The following is a 16,146-nucleotide window of genomic DNA, read 5'->3' as shown; positions in this document are numbered from 1 at the left end:
CGTTGTCACTTTACATTTTCCTGATTCCACTGTGATGGAGAGTCAATGTTAGATATCGGCTACACCCAGCATAGCGGCGGCGCCTCCCGTCAGCAGCAAGACGCCATCTGGACCGGGCAGTCCATCCTGCAAACCCGTAATGCCCATGTTCGCAGTCACACTGGCGAAGCGCCCGTGTTACTGGCCGTGGCCGACGGCGTGGCGGCCAGTACCCGGCCCGCCCGGGCCAGCCGGTTTGTCGTTGAGGCTTTGTCACGCTTTGGAAGCCACGAACGCCTTACCGGTAAGCAGGTTCGCAAAATACAGGATCAGTTGGCAGACAAATATGCTGGCGGTGACACCCATGGCTCGTCAACAACCCTGGTGGCTGCCAGAGTCACGGAGAACCGCTGCGAGATCGTCAACGTGGGCGATAGCCGCGCTTATCTCTTCAGCCCTGAGGGTGAATGCCGCCAGCTAAGCGAGGATCACACCATCCTCAATGCGCTGATTGCCAGCGGAGAAGTCATTCCCGAAGAAGGCGTCGAATACGCCCAGATGTATCAAGGGCTGGCACATTGCCTGACGGCCGATGCCGAAGAGTACGGCTTTGCGCTGCATTTTCAGGCGTCAGAATTGGAGGAAGGCGCCGGCCTGCTGCTCTGCAGCGATGGGCTGCATGATGCCATCGGCGATGGGACGATCCGCGAACTGTATCAAGCCGACCTGCCAGCAGCGGATCAGGTAGACCGATGGCGGCAAGCAGTGATTGAGGCGGGGGTGCCGGACAACCTGTCGATCCTGTTTGTTCGGCAATGCCCCTGAATCATCTTACATAAACCCGTTTGGATCGAAGAGGTCAGGGTCGTCCCCCGGAAAGGGGGTAATGAATGGAGAAGCAAGTATGAATGATGGCGAGTGTTCGCCTTGCAGAATCATCAGGTTTGCTGATATTGAGCGGTATCAGAAAATGTCCAATGTGTCGTTGTGTTGGTGGATGTACGGCAACAATATTCACTCTATTCCTGCGCATTACAAGTATGACTGGTGGGTATTCTGGGAAGAATCTCCCGTTGATGGTGATGAGCTGATTTTCAATGAGAAGTACCGGATGAGCACAGCAGAAGCGTCCGCACTTTACGGTCGTCTAATGAATGCGAAAATCGTCTTCTTTATGTACAACAGAAAGAGACCGCGGTGGGACCCTGCAAACCCTTTCGACCCCAACGCAGAGAGATGGAGAGACGTGGCGTGGGCACCTTCTCTGGCCGATGATCCAGACCCGGTTGTTATTGAGGGAGCATGGATAGGACATAAATAGCAGCCAATGCAGGGCGATATGATCGAAAACACGACACATGCTGAAAAGCGACATGTTCATGTAGCCAGTATCGACATGCCGATACTCGGTAAATATTCTGTCTGTATCGTAGAAGAAGTCGTAAGGCTGTTCAGGACACCCTGTCGGCCTTCAACCAACAAGGGCGAATCAACATGGTGAATTGCTCCCGCTGCGGCAACCGGGAAGGGCTGAGTCTGGTGACCGTTCTCTATGAGGAGGGGGCGAATGCGGGGCGCGCACTGGTGTACTGCGAAGCCTGCAAGGCCGACATGATGGCTTGGATTGGTGAGGCAATCCCGCTGGAAAAAGTCAGTCCGGCGGTTTTTCTCGATCTGTACCGCACAGGCAAAACGGCCTCCGACCCTTTTACTGCCGTGGAGTTGGTGTTCGGCCGCAAAGATGCGGATCTGGTCAGGCAGGCCCAGGCGCTCCTGAACACTAATTCGGGAGCGTAGCATGAACAATCTCAGGGACTTCCTGCCTCGTGTCACGGCCTGGGCTAAAAAACACCATGACCTCATTCAGGTCGAAGGCGTAGAGCTGAATGATGCAGGCGCGGATATGGCAAGGAGTGTGGGAGTGGAGGATCCAAACAGGATTCGAGTGATGTTGGTTGACGAAATCCCCTTCAGGGAAGACCCGGTAATCTATCGTATTGCCAAAAGTGTCGGGATGTTCAGCGGACAGGTCATGGGCATCACCTTCGGTCACTCTATCTACATCGTCAAAGGCTGCGAATCCGCTCAGCTCTTCTCCCATGAATTCCGGCACGTGTATCAATACGAAACCCTGGGTTCCATACAAGATTTCATGGCGATCTACTTGGAGCAGGTGCTCGAATTCAGTTACGACAAGGCGCCTCTGGAGCTGGACGCTCGGCAGTTCGAGATAACGGAGCCGCTGTAGGTGATTCGGTCGAGGCGCCAGTCGCCTACCGTCGAGCCGAAACCCCCGTAGGCATCAGAGCCTTGCCTGATGGGGTGCTCATAAAAAAGCACCAATAGAGCACTAGGATTCTTGTCGTAATGTGATACTGTTCACAATAAAAATGAACAAGCTTCACAGTGAGCCAGGATGGCCAGCTGACATCAAAATGATGTCATTTAGGGGAAGGGAGAAAGATGGGAATAAACTACAGCACACTCAAAGCCAGGCAACGCCAGGAGCGCGACAGCTACCCGGACAACCTGGGCCTGCGCGTCCACCGCGCCCTCAGCTGGCTCAATCGCGCCGAACTGGAAGACGACCCGGACAGCCGTTTCATCTTCCTGTGGATCGCCTTCAACGCCGCCTATGCCACGGAAATCGATGATCGCGAAGGCCTCAGCGAACAGCGCACCTTCAATGCCTTCCTGGAAAAGCTCCAGTCACTGGACAGCAACCACCGCCTGAACAAGCTGGTGTGGGATGCTTACCCCAGCGCCATCCGCGTACTGCTGGATAACCCCTACGTGTTTTCCTGCTTCTGGGATCACCAGAAAGGGCAGAAAACCGAAGACCAGTGGAAACAAAGCTTCGAATCCGCCAAAAAAGCTGCCAACCATGCCCTGGCCCAGCAGGACACCCCGCGCCTGCTGGCCATCGTACTCAGCCGCATCTATACCCTGCGCAACCAGATGGTCCACGGCGGCGCCACCTGGAACAGCAGCGTAAACCGCGACCAGATCCGCGACTGCGTGAATATCATGGGCGAACTGGTGCCGGCGGTAATCGAGATCATGATGGATGGCCCGAATACCCTGTGGGGAGAGGCGAGTTATCCGGTCGTCCATTAAGGCCTAAGTTAGATCAACGTAACTATTCAAACAGCGTGGTTAGCATGAATGCATCCGATGAGAATCTAGTGAGTAAAAAGATGTCTGGAATCGCGGGGTTTAGCCGGTTTGACAAATCAGGGTTGAATTTGACCGATGGATGCTGGCTGATGAGAAAAGTTATCAGGGATGCCTATGGAGGAGAGGTCAGCGTTGCTGAATTAAAGAAAGCTTTGGGTTGGAGTGAAGAAATATTTAGGGAAGTTAGAAAGTGCGCGGTAGAACAAAGAATACTTTCAATACCAGATGGCAAGCCAAGGTCACTTCGATTATCCAGTCATGACGAGTTTCGAGGTGATGCTGTCGGGGTGATAGCACCCATCATTAGCCGTATTCCTGATGAATTTAAAATATGCGGGACTGCCTCGGACCATCTGGGATTGCGGGGAAGACATGGAAGCGGAAAGCGTTGAACTGGTTTATGAAAGTAAGGATGGTTGCCGGTTTTATCAAGTTAGGGGCAAAGTATGCCATGAATATCAGGCTTATCCGGACTCCCCATGAGTAATCAAATTTAGAGCCCGTCCATGGTGTAGTGCTCTGCATCACTGGAAAAACGCACAGTTCCCTTCTGTAGAAGCAGATCAATAAAGATTAGGGCCGCACCCAACAGGAACCACAATGCCTCGATTTCTCCACACAGCAGACTGGCAAGTAGGTCGCCAGTACGCCAGCTTTGCACCGGATGATGCGGTGGCGATGGCCGAGGCTCGTATTTCCGTCATTGAGCGCATCGCTAATTTGGCGGCCGAAGAAGCTGTCGATGCCGTTCTGGTGGCCGGGGATGTGTTTGATGCCCAGATGGTGTCAGATCGGACCATTCGCCGACTGTTCAATGCCATGGCCGCGTATACTGGCCCCTGGATTCTTATTTCCGGTAACCACGATGCGGCTCTGGCCGAAAGCGTCTGGACGCGCGCGCAGCGGCTGGAGGCGGTTCCCGCCAATGCCCACTTGGCCCTCACGGCTGAGGTGATGGAATTCGGTGACGCTGGCTTTGCCATTTTGCCGGCGCCTCTGACTCAGCGGCATACCATGTCTGATCTGACGGAGTGGTTTGATCATGCCGAGACTACAGACGGCTTGCTGCGTATCGGCTTGGCGCACGGGAGTGTGCAGGGCATTTTGGCGGAAGACGAGAATGCCACCAATCCGATTTCCCCAGAGCGTTATCAATCAGCAAAGTTGGATTTTCTTGCTTTAGGTGACTGGCACGGTACCAAACAGATCAATCCTCGCACCTGGTATAGCGGCACTCCGGAGCAAGATCGCTTTAAAGGGAATGATCCCGGCAATGTATTGATGGTCCAGATCCCGGAGGTTGGCGCAGAGCCTCAGGTAGAAATTCGGTCGATCGGTCAGCATCCCTGGATCCAGATGAAAGAGCGACTGGCAGTCTCATCCGATCTGGAGCAGTTGATAGCCAGGATTGAGGGGCAGCCCGAACAGGCTGTGGTCGAACTCCGTTTGGAGGGTGAAATCAGCCTGCTGGGCAAACAGCAGCTGGAGCGGGCCCTGTCGGTAGCGGAAGCCCGTTTCCGCAGCCTGGGTTATGACCTTTCAGGCCTGAGCTTGCAGCCCACGGAAGACGATATCGCCGCCCTTCATGCCGATGGCTATGTGGGCGACGTGATCGCCGAGCTCCGTGACCAGCAGGAGGGTGAGGGCGGCGAGGTCGCCAGAGATGCCATGGCCATCCTCGCCTCCATTCTGTTGGAGAAACAGGCCCAGGGAGGTGACGCATGAAATTGCTACGCCTCAAGGCAGAACAACTCCGCCAGTTCCGCGCCCCCGTGGAAATCAAGGACCTGGAAGCAGGTATCAACCTGTTTACTGGCCCCAATGAATCCGGCAAAAGCACCCTGGTACGTGCCATTCGTGCGGCCTTCTTTGAGCGCCATAAGTCCTCCAGCGTGGAGGATCTGCAGCCCTGGGGTGATTCAGCAGCCGTGCCCACTGTGGAGCTGGACTTCGAATGGGAGGAGCAGTCTTGGAAACTGGTGAAGAGCTTCCTCAAAAAGAAGCGCTGTGACCTGACCGTAGATGGTGCGCCCTATAGTGGCGATGACGCCGAAGAAAAGCTTTCCAGCCTGTTGGGCTATGAATTCGCAGCGAAAGGGGCAAGCAAGCAACAGCACTGGGGAATTCCTGGTTTGCTGTGGGTTGAGCAAGGCTCAGGCCAGGAAATCCAGGCCTCGGTAGAGCATGCCGGCCAGCACCTGAAAGCCGCCCTTGGCGGTAACCTGGGCGAAGTCACCAGCAGCACGGGCGATGAGCTGATCAGCCAAGTGACGGCAGAGAGAGCCAAGCTGCTGACCACAACCGGCAAACCCACAGGCAACTATGCCAAAGCCATTACCGACGCGGACACGCTGCAGGAGCAGTTTGACGCACTGCAGGATCGCATCCAGCAATACCGCCAGCAGGTAGATCGGCTGGGCCAACTGAGAGAAGAGCAGTCCCAGGCCGAAATAGAGCGCCTTTGGGAAACCTATCGTCAGCAAGCCAAAGAAGCACAAGCCCGGTTGAATGAAGTCGAGTCCTGGCAGAGAGAGCAAGACCGGGACCAGCAGACGTTCAAAGATTGCCAAACCAGTATTCAGACCACTCTCGAATTACTGGCCGGATTCCAAAGCCAGCAGCAGGATCTGGCACGCCGCGAGGACGAAAAGAAAACCGCAGAACGGCAGCAAGCGGACCTTGAGGCGCGCAAGCCTGCCAGTGAAGCGGAACTCGAAGAAGCCAAGCAGGCCCACGAGGCCGCCCGCAAGGCATTAAAGTTGGCCCAGCAGCACCAGCAACGCAAGGAGCTGGTCCGCGAGCTGGAAAGCATTGAGGCCGAGCTGGTTAATGACAAGAGCAAACTTGAACGAGCGAAAGCACTTCATGGCTCACTTCTGGAAAACCGCCAAAAGCAGCAATCCCTGCAGATCGATCCGCAAACTGTTCAGCGGCTAAAAGAGGTCGTCTCAGCGCTGGATCGCCTCGCCATTCAGCAGGATGCCGTGGCAACCCGGCTGCAATTCGACCTGACCGATGATCACAGCGTTACCCTGGATGGACAGAGCCTGGCAGGGCAGAGCGAGCATCTGTTGATTGAGCCAGGCGAGCTAGCCATCAAAGGCGTCGGCACCCTGCGGGTGTTGCCGGGGGGCGAGGATGTGGCCGAGATCGCCAGGGCCAAGCAGAGCCTGACCGACCAGCAGGAGAGCTTGCTGACCCGGCTGCGAGTCACGTCCCTGGCTGAGGCAGAAGAGCAACTAAAGCAGCTGCAGGCACTGGAGCAAGCCATCCAGCAGGATGAATCCGTCCTCAAGGAGCTGGCACCGGAGGGGTTGGAAGCCCTGTCTGATCAGCTGCAGCTGAAACAGGCGCGCAAAGATGCGCTCGCCCCGCAAATTCAGGCGTTACCAGAGCAAGATGAAGACAGCCCGTCCCCTTCCCGTGCCGAGGCTCAGCTGGAATCCGCCGCAGAGGCATTTGCAGGGGCGCAAGCCGCAAATCAAACGCTGAAAAGTGAGCTGTTGCTGGCGGAGCAGGCCTTGAACCGTGCCCGGCAAGAGTGGGAGCGCCTCAGCAATGAACTGCAGGCCCCGGACCGCAAACAGCGTGAAAAGCAGGCGGGCGAACAGTTGGCCGAGCTGCGAACCAACGAGCGCCGCCTGAGCGACCAGCTTGCAGAGCGTGAAGCACAGATTAAGCAGGCCAACCCGGCTGCCCTCAAACAGGATGTCCAGCGTCTCACCAAAAGCGCAGATGCGGCTGAAAAACAGGAAGAGTCGCGCCGGTTTGAGCTAATCCAGCTGCAGGCTCGCCTGGAGTCAGCCGGCGCGGAAGGCCTGGAAGAGCAAAGCGCAGAGCTGAAAGTCGAGCTGGACCGGGCAACCCGCCGAAGAAGGGAGCTCGAACGCCACGCCAACGCCCTGGACTTCCTGCTAGCCCGTCTCACAGAGCATCGCCTGGAGCTCACGCGCCAACTCCAGGCCCCATTGCAGAAACACCTGAACCACTACCTGCAACTCTTGTTCCCGGAGGCCTCCCTGAATGTGGATGAAAACCTCATCCCGGAAGTGCTGGTCCGCCAGGGCCACGGTGGGGAAGAGCGGGGGCAGTTTAATGAGTTGAGCTTCGGCGCACGGGAACAAATGGCCCTGATCAGCCGACTGGCCTATGCCGATCTCCTGCAGGAGGCCAACAAGCCAACCCTGATCATCCTGGATGACGCCCTGGTCCACAGCGATGCCGAGCGTCTGAAAGCCATGAAACGCGTGCTTTACGATGCCGCCCAGCGTCACCAGATCCTGTTGTTTACCTGCCACCCGGATAACTGGCGGGATCTGGGGGTGGCCGCCCAGAGCATGGAGGCATTGAAGAGCGTATAGGGACGGGTATCGGGCTCCTCAATTTTCCCCTATTCTCTCAGGCCTGCAGCGGAGATGATCATGCTAGACGACATTATGACCCTCAAGGAGGTCGCCGGGTACCTGAAGTTGGCCGAGAAGACAGCCTACCGGCTAGCCGCCGATGGCAAGCTGCCGGGGTTCAAGGTCGGAGGGGCGTGGCGCTTCCGCAGGGAAGATATGGAGCGATGGATCGCTGACAAGAAAAAAGAAGCCGGGGGGCAACAGAATTGATAACCGCCTATCACGCCAAATATTACGCCCATGAGCTGACCCGACAGGCGCCACCCGGCTCGGCGGATCAGCTTTCTATGTCGCTATTCGACGCGTCGGTGGATCTTAACCCCCACCAGATCGAAGCGGCCATGTTTGCTCTGCAATCGCCGCTCTCAGAAGGCGTGATTTTGGCGGATGAAGTCGGCTTAGGTAAGACCATCGAGGCGGGCATCGTGTTGTGTCAGCGCTGGGCTGAACGCCGCCGGCGCCTGCTGGTGATTTGTCCGGCGGCTATCCGCAAGCAGTGGGCTACGGAACTTCAGGAAAAGTTCAACCTCCCGGCTATGGTTATGGATTCTCGTGCCTACAGCCAGTTTCAGCAGCAGGGCCAACCGCGGCCATTCGAGCAGAAGGCCGTTATCCTGGTTTCCTATCATTACGCCGCCAGGATGCAGGACGATTTGCGCATGGTGCCTTGGGACCACGTCGTTATTGACGAAGCCCACAAGTTACGCAATTCCTATCGGCCGAGTAACAAGGTTGGGCAGTCGATTCGCTGGGCAACGCAAGGGCGTCGCAAGCTGCTCCTGACGGCCACGCCGATGCAGAACAGCCTGATGGAGCTGTATGGTCTGGCCAGTTTGATTGACGATCACATCTTTGGCGATCCCAATTCCTTCCGCTCCCAGTATGTCAACGCCGGCGGCGATTTCGCAGGCCTCCGTCAGCGACTGGCGGGCTTCTGTAAGCGAACCCTTCGGCAAGAAGTGCTGGAATATGTGCGTTATACAGAGCGTCGCGCCTTTACCCAGCCGTTCCGGCCAAGTGATTCTGAGCAGAAACTGTACGATCGGATCTCCGAGTTTCTCCAGCGGGAGAACACGTATGCCATCCCGGATCGGCAGCGCCACCTTATTGTGCTGATACTGCGCAAGTTGCTGGCTTCCAGCTCAAGTGCCATTGCCGGCACACTAGAGAGTCTGCGTGATCGGCTCATTGATCTGCGTGACAGTGAACAGATAGAGCTCGATTGGGGTGGTCAGCTGGTCGAATTCGAGGAAATGGAAGCCGAGCTGCTGGACGAATGGCTCCCGCCGGAAGACGTTGGAGAAGGGGAGGCGCACGAACAGGGCAATCGGCCTGACCCGAAGAAGCTCCGCGATGAAATCAGTGAAGTGGACAGCCTGGCAAAAGCCGCTCGTGCCATCGGAGTAGATGCCAAGTCTCGGGCTTTGCTGACTGCACTTGATGTGGGCTTTCGTGAGATGTCTGGCATGGGAGCGCGGGGAAAAGCCCTGATATTCACAGAGTCCCGGCGCACTCAGGATTACCTGAAGGCCTACCTGGAGCAGAACGGCTATGCCGGGCAGGTAATCCTGTTCAATGGCAGCAATGCCGGTCCTGAAGCCAAGGCCATCTACGACAACTGGGTCAGCGAGAATCAGGAAAGCGGCCGTGCCACCGGATCCCGGGCAATCGATGCTCGCCTGGCGATGGTGGAGCACTTCCGTGATAGCGCCAAGATCATGATCGCCACTGAGGCTGCGGCGGAGGGCATCAACCTGCAATTCTGCTCGCTGGTGATCAATTATGACTTGCCCTGGAACCCCCAGCGGATCGAGCAGCGCATTGGCCGGTGTCACCGATACGGCCAGCAGCACGATGTCATCGTGGTCAACTTCCTCAACGAGCGCAACGAGGCCGACCAGCGCGTCCACGAGCTGTTGACGGAAAAGTTCAGTCTGTTCAACGGCCTGTTTGGTGCATCCGACGAAGTCCTCGGCCAGCTCGAATCCGGAGTGGACTTTGAAAAGCGCATTCTGGCCATATACCAGCAGTGCCGCACGCCTGAAGAGATTGAGGCTGCCTTTCGCCAACTCCAGGAAGAGCTGGACGAGCAGATCAAAAGCCGCATAGAAGAAACCCGACAGACGCTGCTGGAACACTTCGACGAAGATGTACACGCTCGCCTGCGTTTGCGGCTGGAAGACGCCCAAGAGCAGCTCGACCACGTTGGCCAGCGTTTCTGGCAGGTCACCGGGCACATACTGGATCACCGCGCCCACTTTGACGACGCCAGCCTGGCCTTCGATCTCCATGAGCCGCCTTCTACGGAAATACGGCCCGGCCGCTATCACCTGATTTCCAAGACGCGCAGTGGTGAGCAGGGCGGCTCGCCGGACTACGGCTACTACCTGTACCGCCTCTCCCACCCGCTGGGTGAGCATGTCATCGAATCGGCCAAGCAGCAGCCGACGCCCCCAGCGGATTTGCGCTTTAACATCACCGCCCACCCCGGGCGCATTGCTCTGGTGGAAGCACTCAAGGGTAGATCCGGCTGGCTGACCCTGGCCCGGCTGACCATTGAGTCTTTCGAAACGGAGGAATACCTGCTGTTCTCTGGCATCGACGACGACGGCCGATCACTGGACAATGAGACTTGTACCAAATTGTTCAACGTCGCTGCTGAAGATATCGGCAAAATCGAGCTGCCTGCCGACGTAGAAAAACGAGTGGCCGACGAGCTCGCGCAGCACCAGCGAGCGACTGCCAATCGCTCGCTGGAGGCCAATAGCCAGCACTTCAATGCGGCACGCGAGCGACTGGAACAATGGGCAGAGGACAAGGTTATGGCTGCCGAGAAGTCACTCAGGGACACCAAAGAGCAGATCAAGGCGCTGCGCCGGCAGGCCCGTCAGGCTGAAACCCTGGAAGAACAGCACGATATCCAGGAGCGCCTGAAGCAACTGGAACAGCGCCAGCGCAAGCAACGTCGCGACATCTTCAAAGTGGAAGACGAAATCGAAGAACAGCGCGACAACCTTATCGCCGCACTGGAAAAGCGTCTGGCCCGTGATCAGCGGAGCGAGCAGTTGTTTACACTGCGATGGTCCGTCGTATGACAAATAGCAGCAATAATCAGAATCAAGCACTCCACGGAAACATGACAAGGACTACCCGAGCATGAGCCAGAACCCCGCCTACGACAAACTGACCCGCCTGCTCAAGGAGCTATTCCAGCTCGACCAGCCGGACCTTGACTTTGGCTTCTATCGGATCATGCATGCGAAGGCCGATCAGGTGACAAACTTTCTCGAGGAGGACCTGCTTGGTATCGTCCGCGAGGCATTCGGCGAAGCGGATGAAGCCCGGACTGCAGAGGCGAAGGCGGAGTATGAGGCTGCGCGTCAGCAGGCCATCGAATACGGCGCGCCGGATCCCGGTGTGACCGAGCCCGTCAAGAAGGCCAAGGCAGCTTGGGATGCGGCCAAGGAGAGCGGCAGTAATGAGGGCGACGTCTACGATCACCTCTACCGCTTCTTCGAACGCTACTACGACAACGGCGACTTTATGAGCCGCCGCTACTTCGCGCGCGAGACGGATGGAAAGGCGGCTCCCTACGCCATCCCCTACGATGGGCGTGAGGTCTACCTGCACTGGGCCAACAGAGACCAGTACTACATCAAGACGTCTGAGTACCTGACTAACTTCACCTTCGATCCGACCCAGGCGAAGGAGTTCAAGGAAGCCCACGGCGAGTTGTTCGAGCAGAAGCCTCTCAAGATCCACTGCCGGATCGTCTCAGCGTCCGAGGGGGAGCACAACAACGTCAAGGCATCCGAGCAGACCGAACGCTACTTCATTATCCACGAGCCGGAGCCGGTTAAGCTCGAGATGGGCGACACCGGCGAGCCGGAGCTGGTGATTCAGTTTCAGTATCGCCCGGACCCCGAAAAGACCGGTCAAGACGGCACTTGGCGCAAGAAGCGCCTCGCAGAGGCGGCCGAGAAAGTGAAGGCGCTGCTGCCCAATCTGGACGGCGCAGACGACTACGAGACCGCGCTGATGACCCCGGCGCCCACCGAAGCCGAGAAGGATCGGACGCTGCTGGAGAAGTACCTGGTCCAGTACACCGGCCGGAACACGATGGACTACTTCATCCACAAGGATCTGGGCGGGTTCCTGCGGCGCGAGCTGGATTTCTACATTAAGAACGAGGTCATGCGGCTGGACGACATTGAGTCCGCCGATGCGCCGCGAGTGGAAGCCTACCTGGCCAAGGTTAAGGTGCTGCGCCGCATTGCACAGCACCTGATCGACTTCCTCGCCCAGCTTGAGAATTTCCAGAAGAAGTTGTGGCTGAAGAAAAAGTTTGTCGTTGATACTCAATACTGCATCACTCTCGATCGTATCCCGGCCGATCTTTACGCCGATATCGCTAAGAATGACGCTCAGCGCGCTGAGTGGGTTCGTCTGTATGCAATAGATGAAATCGAAGGGTATTCTTCCCCGTTGACAGAAAAATTCCTTCAGGAGAATACTAACCTACTGGTCGATACTGCTCACTTCTCAGACGATATATCTGAGAAACTCGCTGAGTTTGGATGCGATTATGATGGACTTCTGATTCATTCAGAGAATTTTCAGGCACTTAATGCCCTGCGGGAAAAGTATAAGCGATCAATCAAGCACGTTTATATTGATCCGCCTTACAATACAAACTCAACGCCTATCCTATATAAGAATGCCTACAAGCACTCATCTTGGGCATCTCTGATGCAAGATCGATTGCTGCTTTCAATGGACTTTCTTGAAGACAGGGGGGTGAAGACTATCGCAATCGATGATGCAGAGATGGTCAATCTATCCAAAATACTTGAAGACGTTGCTCCCGATCACCGTCTTACGAAGGTCACGGTCGTTCATAATCCGAAGGGCTCTATCACAAAGGATTTCAATCGTGTTCACGAATATTCCCTATTTCTGACCAAGCGAGACGAGAAGGGCGTGATTGCGCGCTCCTTGGAGGAAAATGAAACGCCTAGGAAAATGAGGCGTTGGGGTGAAAATTCTCTGCGAACAGAGCGCCGACTCTCTTTCTATCCAATCTTTGTAAAAGGTGGGGAGATCACGCGGGTAGGCGAGGTCCCGGGTGACGATTTCCACCCTGAAGGGAAAAACGTCGTGCTCGATAGCGGAGAGATTGAAATATGGCCAGTGGACCAGAACGGGGTTGAGCGCCGTTGGAACTTCGGCCTTGACTCAATCCATGAGAATCTCAGCCGTGTGACAGTTCTTGAGATCGATGGCCAACTCGATTTATTTTTAACGCATGAGAAAACTGTCCCCAAGACAGTGTGGGCGGGGGGCGACTACGATGCTGGAAACTACGGCAACACGCTTCTGATTTCGATGCTCGGAGAAAAGCGTTTCGACTTTCCTAAATCCATAAAACTTGTCGAGAGATGCGTTTCCATTGCTACTGAAGATAGCACCAATCCAGTTGTATTAGACTATTTTGGCGGATCGGGTACGACGGCTCATGCTGTTCTCAATTTGCGGCGTAAGCAAGGGAAAAACCTTAAGTTCATTCTTGCAGAAATGGGATCGTATTTTGATTTGGTCACCAAACCCCGGGTGTTGAAGGCCGCCTACGCGGATAGCTGGCGCGATGGGAAGCCAACTGGTCGGAATTCTGGTGTGAGCGTGGCCATAAAACATGTCAGACTGGAATCTTACGAGGACGTTCTCAACAACCTGACTTTCCGGGAGCCGGAGGGCTGGGCGACGGAAGCCGACTTCTATCGCGATTATATGCTCAGATATTGGCTCGACTTTGAAACCAAGGGTAGTCCGTCACTCCTGAATATCGAGGAGTTCTCAGACCCAAGGGGCTACAGGCTGAGTTTGAAAAAGCCAGGCACCGACGAGTTTGTTGAGAAGCGTGTTGATCTCATTGAGACTTTCAATTGGCTAATTGGGTTGCACGTCGAGCACATAGACCGATGGCACGGCTATGACGCGGCTTTCAAGCGCGAGGTCGACCCCGAGCTGCCGGAGGACACGAACACCCGGCTGATGCTCGACGGCACCCTGAAGGAGGCAGACGACGGTGCCTGGCGCTTTCGCAAAGTTGAGGGCTACACCCTGCGCACCCCCGGCGATCACAACGACCGGGAGAAGGTGCTGGTGGTCTGGCGCAAACTCACCGGCGATCTCGAGCAGGACAACTTGATGCTGGACGAGTGGTTCCGGAAGTACCGCCTCGCCGCGCAGGACGCCGAGTTCGACGTGATCTACGTCAACGGCTCCAACAATCTGCCCAACCTTCGCAAGGCCGAGGAGACCTGGAAGGTGCGCTTGATCGAGGAAGCCTTCCACCAGGCAATGTGGGACGTGGAGGGCTGACCGATGGCAAAAAAACTCAAACAAAAGCTGCTTCCCTTCAGCCACAAGCTGGTACTCAATCAGTGGATCGTCAGCCTGTTCGGTTTCGATCCCCTGAAGGACCACAAGGACGGCAAGCGCACCCTCCGGCCGGTCCAGCCGCTGGCCAAGACGTTGAAGGACGCACCGGAGGGCATGACGTCCGAGAACCTGCACCACTTCTACAGGGCGCTGGACGTCCATCTGCAGGCGGGCGCCCAGATCACGCGGGCCGACCTGCTGCGCTACGAGCACAACATCGTCAGCCACACGCTGGCGATCAACGAGAAGCGCGACCGTCCGATCGTCTGGAAGTACTATCAGTGGCTCTCGCTGCTGTTCGCCGAGATCTACCTCGACCGGTTCTTCGCCGATCGTGCGGTTCTGCTCGATGCGTTGAACGCCTATATCGACACCTTCAACCAGTACTGGACCGATCAGGGCTACGAGACGGGGATCACACCCTACGAGCTAAACGACCTGAACAAGCTCTGCCTGCAGAACGCCACGGGCTCGGGTAAGACGCTGCTGATGCACGTTAACTTCCTGCAGTTCCGGCACTACGCGGCGAAATCGGCGCTCAAACACGACCTGACGCGGACCGTGCTGATCACGCCGAACGAGCAGCTTTCCCTGCAACACGAACGCGAGATGAAGGGCAGTAATATCGTCGCGTCGCGCCTGCTCACGGACAGCGGCGATCTTCTGTCCTCGGGCAAGAATGGGCTGCGCCAGGTAGACTACACTGAGGTGACCAAGCTCGGAGACACCGACGGGCCCAACGTCATCGCGACGCGTAATCTCGGCGACCAGAACCTGCTGCTCGTCGACGAAGCCCATCGCGGCATGGGAAGCCAGGAAGAGCGCGGCTGGTTCCGAAGCCGTGCGCGACTATCAGAGAAAGGGTTCGTCTTCGAGTATTCGGCGACGTTGAAAGAGGCCATTTCAGCGGCAAAGCGCCCGGAAATCGAGGCATCCTACGCGAAGACGATCCTGTTCGACTATTCGTACCGGTACTTCTATGAGGACGGCTACGGCAAGGATTACCGCATCTTCAACCTACCTCGGACCTTCTCCCAGCTTGAGTTTTCCTACCTGACGGCATGCCTTCTTAGCTTTTATCAGCAACTGAAGCTCTATGAGGACAAGCATGACGTCTACACGCCCTACAACATCGAGAAGCCGCTCTGGGTTTTCGTCGGCTCTAGCGTGACCAAGGCCACCGGAACCAAGGCCGAGAAGGCCACAGTTTCTGACGTAGGAAAGATTCTTGCCTTCATCGCGAAGTTCCTGAAGAGCGAGGGAACGTCGGCCGCCGAGATTGAACGTATACTCACCGGCAACGCACAGGAAACGGGCCTGCTCGACGAGAACGGCGGCGACATCTTCGCCGGTGGGTTCGTCTACTTGCAGCAGCTCAAGCAGCGGGAGGGCTGGGAGGCCAGCGATCTGTTCCGTGACATCCTCGACAAACTGTTCCAGAACCGGGCCGGTGGCGAGTTGTCGATCGCACGGATCAAGGGTGATGAAAACGAAATCATGCTGCGTGTCGGCCAGGCCGAAAAGGCTTTCGGGCTCATCAATGTCGGCGACGCATCCGGTTTGGCGGCTCATATCGCTTATCAGCAGTTCGATAACGTCGCGGTTCTCGAATCGGAGTTTGCTGAGGCCATGTTCGGGCAGATCAACCTGTCCAGTTCCCCGCTGAACCTGCTCATCGGCTCCAAGCGCTTTGTTGAGGGGTGGGACTGCTGGCGTGTCAGCACGCTCGGGCTAATGCATGTGGGCAAGAGTGAAGGCGCCCAGATTATCCAGCTTTTCGGGCGCGGCGTCCGGCTAAAAGGCTATGACTGGTCGCTCCAGCGTAGTGGTTTTGCCACACCCACTCATCAACCGGGTCTTATCCAGTACGTAGAGACCCTGAATGTTTTCGGCATCGAAGCAGACTTCATGGAGCGATTCCGGAAGTTCCTCGAAGAAGAAGAGCTGCCCCGCAATGATCAGAAGCAAGTCTTCACTGTTCCGCTGACAGTCACATACGACTTTGGTCAGCGGCTCAAGGGGGTTCTACCCCGTTTCCACGGACGGTTTTAAAAAGGCGGTAAACTTGCGATCTTGAGCTGCAACCTTGCGCCGCCTTCTTGGGTTGTGGAACCGCTCGATATAATTAAATACGTCAGCCCTTGCC

At 56.5% G+C, this 16,146-nt stretch carries 12 protein-coding genes and 1 pseudogene; 12 read left to right on the top strand and 1 reads right to left on the bottom strand.

Translation table 11 applies throughout. The features are described from left to right. Window positions 1–45 precede the first annotated feature (45 nt). From ABNH10_RS03615 to ABNH10_RS03560, 12 genes are all read left to right on the top strand, one after another. The gene (locus ABNH10_RS03615) at window positions 46–804 is read left to right on the top strand and encodes a PP2C family protein-serine/threonine phosphatase (protein WP_349384778.1); all 759 of its coding nucleotides are present in this window, start codon (window positions 46–48) and stop codon (window positions 802–804) included. A gap of 79 nt (window positions 805–883) precedes the next feature. Continuing rightward, the gene (locus ABNH10_RS03610) at window positions 884–1,300 is read left to right on the top strand and encodes a hypothetical protein (RefSeq protein ID WP_349384777.1); all 417 of its coding nucleotides are present in this window, start codon (window positions 884–886) and stop codon (window positions 1,298–1,300) included. 173 nt (window positions 1,301–1,473) lie between these two features. Next, on the top strand, window positions 1,474–1,776 hold the full coding sequence (locus tag ABNH10_RS03605) for a hypothetical protein (RefSeq protein ID WP_349384776.1): 303 nt from the start codon (window positions 1,474–1,476) through the stop codon (window positions 1,774–1,776). A gap of 1 nt (window position 1,777) precedes the next feature. Beyond that, on the top strand, window positions 1,778–2,227 hold the full coding sequence (locus ABNH10_RS03600; protein ID WP_349384775.1) for a hypothetical protein: 450 nt from the start codon (window positions 1,778–1,780) through the stop codon (window positions 2,225–2,227). A 215-nt stretch (window positions 2,228–2,442) separates the two neighbouring features. After that, window positions 2,443–3,096 carry a hypothetical protein gene (locus ABNH10_RS03595; RefSeq protein ID WP_349384774.1) on the top strand — a complete coding sequence of 218 codons (654 nt, stop codon included), beginning with the start codon at window positions 2,443–2,445 and terminating at the stop codon, window positions 3,094–3,096. 68 nt (window positions 3,097–3,164) lie between these two features. Next, window positions 3,165–3,548: a hypothetical protein gene (locus ABNH10_RS03590; RefSeq protein WP_349384773.1), complete on the top strand. Its 384-nt coding sequence runs from the start codon at window positions 3,165–3,167 to the stop codon at window positions 3,546–3,548. Window positions 3,549–3,756: 208 nt separating this feature from the next. Next, entirely contained in the window at window positions 3,757–4,881 is a 1,125-nt protein-coding gene (locus tag ABNH10_RS03585; RefSeq protein ID WP_349384772.1) for a metallophosphoesterase family protein, read from the top strand. Continuing rightward, on the top strand, window positions 4,878–7,517 hold the full coding sequence (locus tag ABNH10_RS03580; protein WP_349384771.1) for an AAA family ATPase: 2,640 nt from the start codon (window positions 4,878–4,880) through the stop codon (window positions 7,515–7,517). The genes ABNH10_RS03585 and ABNH10_RS03580 overlap by 4 nt, the downstream gene beginning before the upstream one ends. Before the next feature lie 60 nt (window positions 7,518–7,577). Next, the gene (gene mads1 / locus ABNH10_RS03575; RefSeq protein ID WP_502877112.1) at window positions 7,578–7,769 is read left to right on the top strand and encodes a methylation-associated defense system helix-turn-helix domain-containing protein MAD1; all 192 of its coding nucleotides are present in this window, start codon (window positions 7,578–7,580) and stop codon (window positions 7,767–7,769) included. Continuing rightward, a complete protein-coding gene (locus tag ABNH10_RS03570) occupies window positions 7,766–10,654 on the top strand; it encodes an SNF2-related protein (protein WP_349384769.1) in 2,889 nt (962 codons plus the stop codon). The genes mads1 and ABNH10_RS03570 overlap by 4 nt, the downstream gene beginning before the upstream one ends. A gap of 61 nt (window positions 10,655–10,715) precedes the next feature. Further along, window positions 10,716–13,940, top strand: a complete 3,225-nt coding sequence (locus ABNH10_RS03565; protein ID WP_349384768.1) for a DNA methyltransferase — start codon at window positions 10,716–10,718, stop codon at window positions 13,938–13,940. A 3-nt stretch (window positions 13,941–13,943) separates the two neighbouring features. After that, complete coding sequence (locus ABNH10_RS03560) at window positions 13,944–16,052, top strand: DEAD/DEAH box helicase (RefSeq protein ID WP_349384767.1); 2,109 nt, start codon at window positions 13,944–13,946, stop codon at window positions 16,050–16,052. Here ABNH10_RS03560 and ABNH10_RS03555 read toward each other — a convergent pair. Continuing rightward, window positions 16,026–16,146: pseudogene (locus ABNH10_RS03555) on the bottom strand (IS3 family transposase); the annotation flags it as partial. The gene ABNH10_RS03560 and the pseudogene ABNH10_RS03555 overlap by 27 nt on opposite strands.

Origin of the sequence: Alcanivorax sp., from assembly GCF_040119285.1 — a bacterium.
GTDB lineage: Bacteria > Pseudomonadota > Gammaproteobacteria > Pseudomonadales > Alcanivoracaceae > Alcanivorax.
The sequence above is the reverse complement of the archived record's forward strand: the minus strand, read 5'-3'. Positions and strand labels throughout refer to the sequence as shown.

Excerpts from the sequence above, each read along its gene's own strand:
- mads1 (WP_502877112.1), top strand. The coding sequence starts at position 7,578 with ATGCTAGACGACATTATGACCCTCAAGGAGGTCGCCGGGTACCTGAAG.
- ABNH10_RS03605 (WP_349384776.1), top strand. The coding sequence starts at position 1,474 with ATGGTGAATTGCTCCCGCTGCGGCAACCGGGAAGGGCTGAGTCTGGTG.
- ABNH10_RS03580 (WP_349384771.1), top strand. The coding sequence starts at position 4,878 with ATGAAATTGCTACGCCTCAAGGCAGAACAACTCCGCCAGTTCCGCGCC.
- ABNH10_RS03565 (WP_349384768.1), top strand. The coding sequence starts at position 10,716 with ATGAGCCAGAACCCCGCCTACGACAAACTGACCCGCCTGCTCAAGGAG.
- ABNH10_RS03595 (WP_349384774.1), top strand. The coding sequence starts at position 2,443 with ATGGGAATAAACTACAGCACACTCAAAGCCAGGCAACGCCAGGAGCGC.
- ABNH10_RS03585 (WP_349384772.1), top strand. The coding sequence starts at position 3,757 with ATGCCTCGATTTCTCCACACAGCAGACTGGCAAGTAGGTCGCCAGTAC.
- ABNH10_RS03560 (WP_349384767.1), top strand. The coding sequence starts at position 13,944 with ATGGCAAAAAAACTCAAACAAAAGCTGCTTCCCTTCAGCCACAAGCTG.
- ABNH10_RS03610 (WP_349384777.1), top strand. The coding sequence starts at position 884 with ATGAATGATGGCGAGTGTTCGCCTTGCAGAATCATCAGGTTTGCTGAT.
- ABNH10_RS03615 (WP_349384778.1), top strand. The coding sequence starts at position 46 with ATGTTAGATATCGGCTACACCCAGCATAGCGGCGGCGCCTCCCGTCAG.
- ABNH10_RS03600 (WP_349384775.1), top strand. The coding sequence starts at position 1,778 with ATGAACAATCTCAGGGACTTCCTGCCTCGTGTCACGGCCTGGGCTAAA.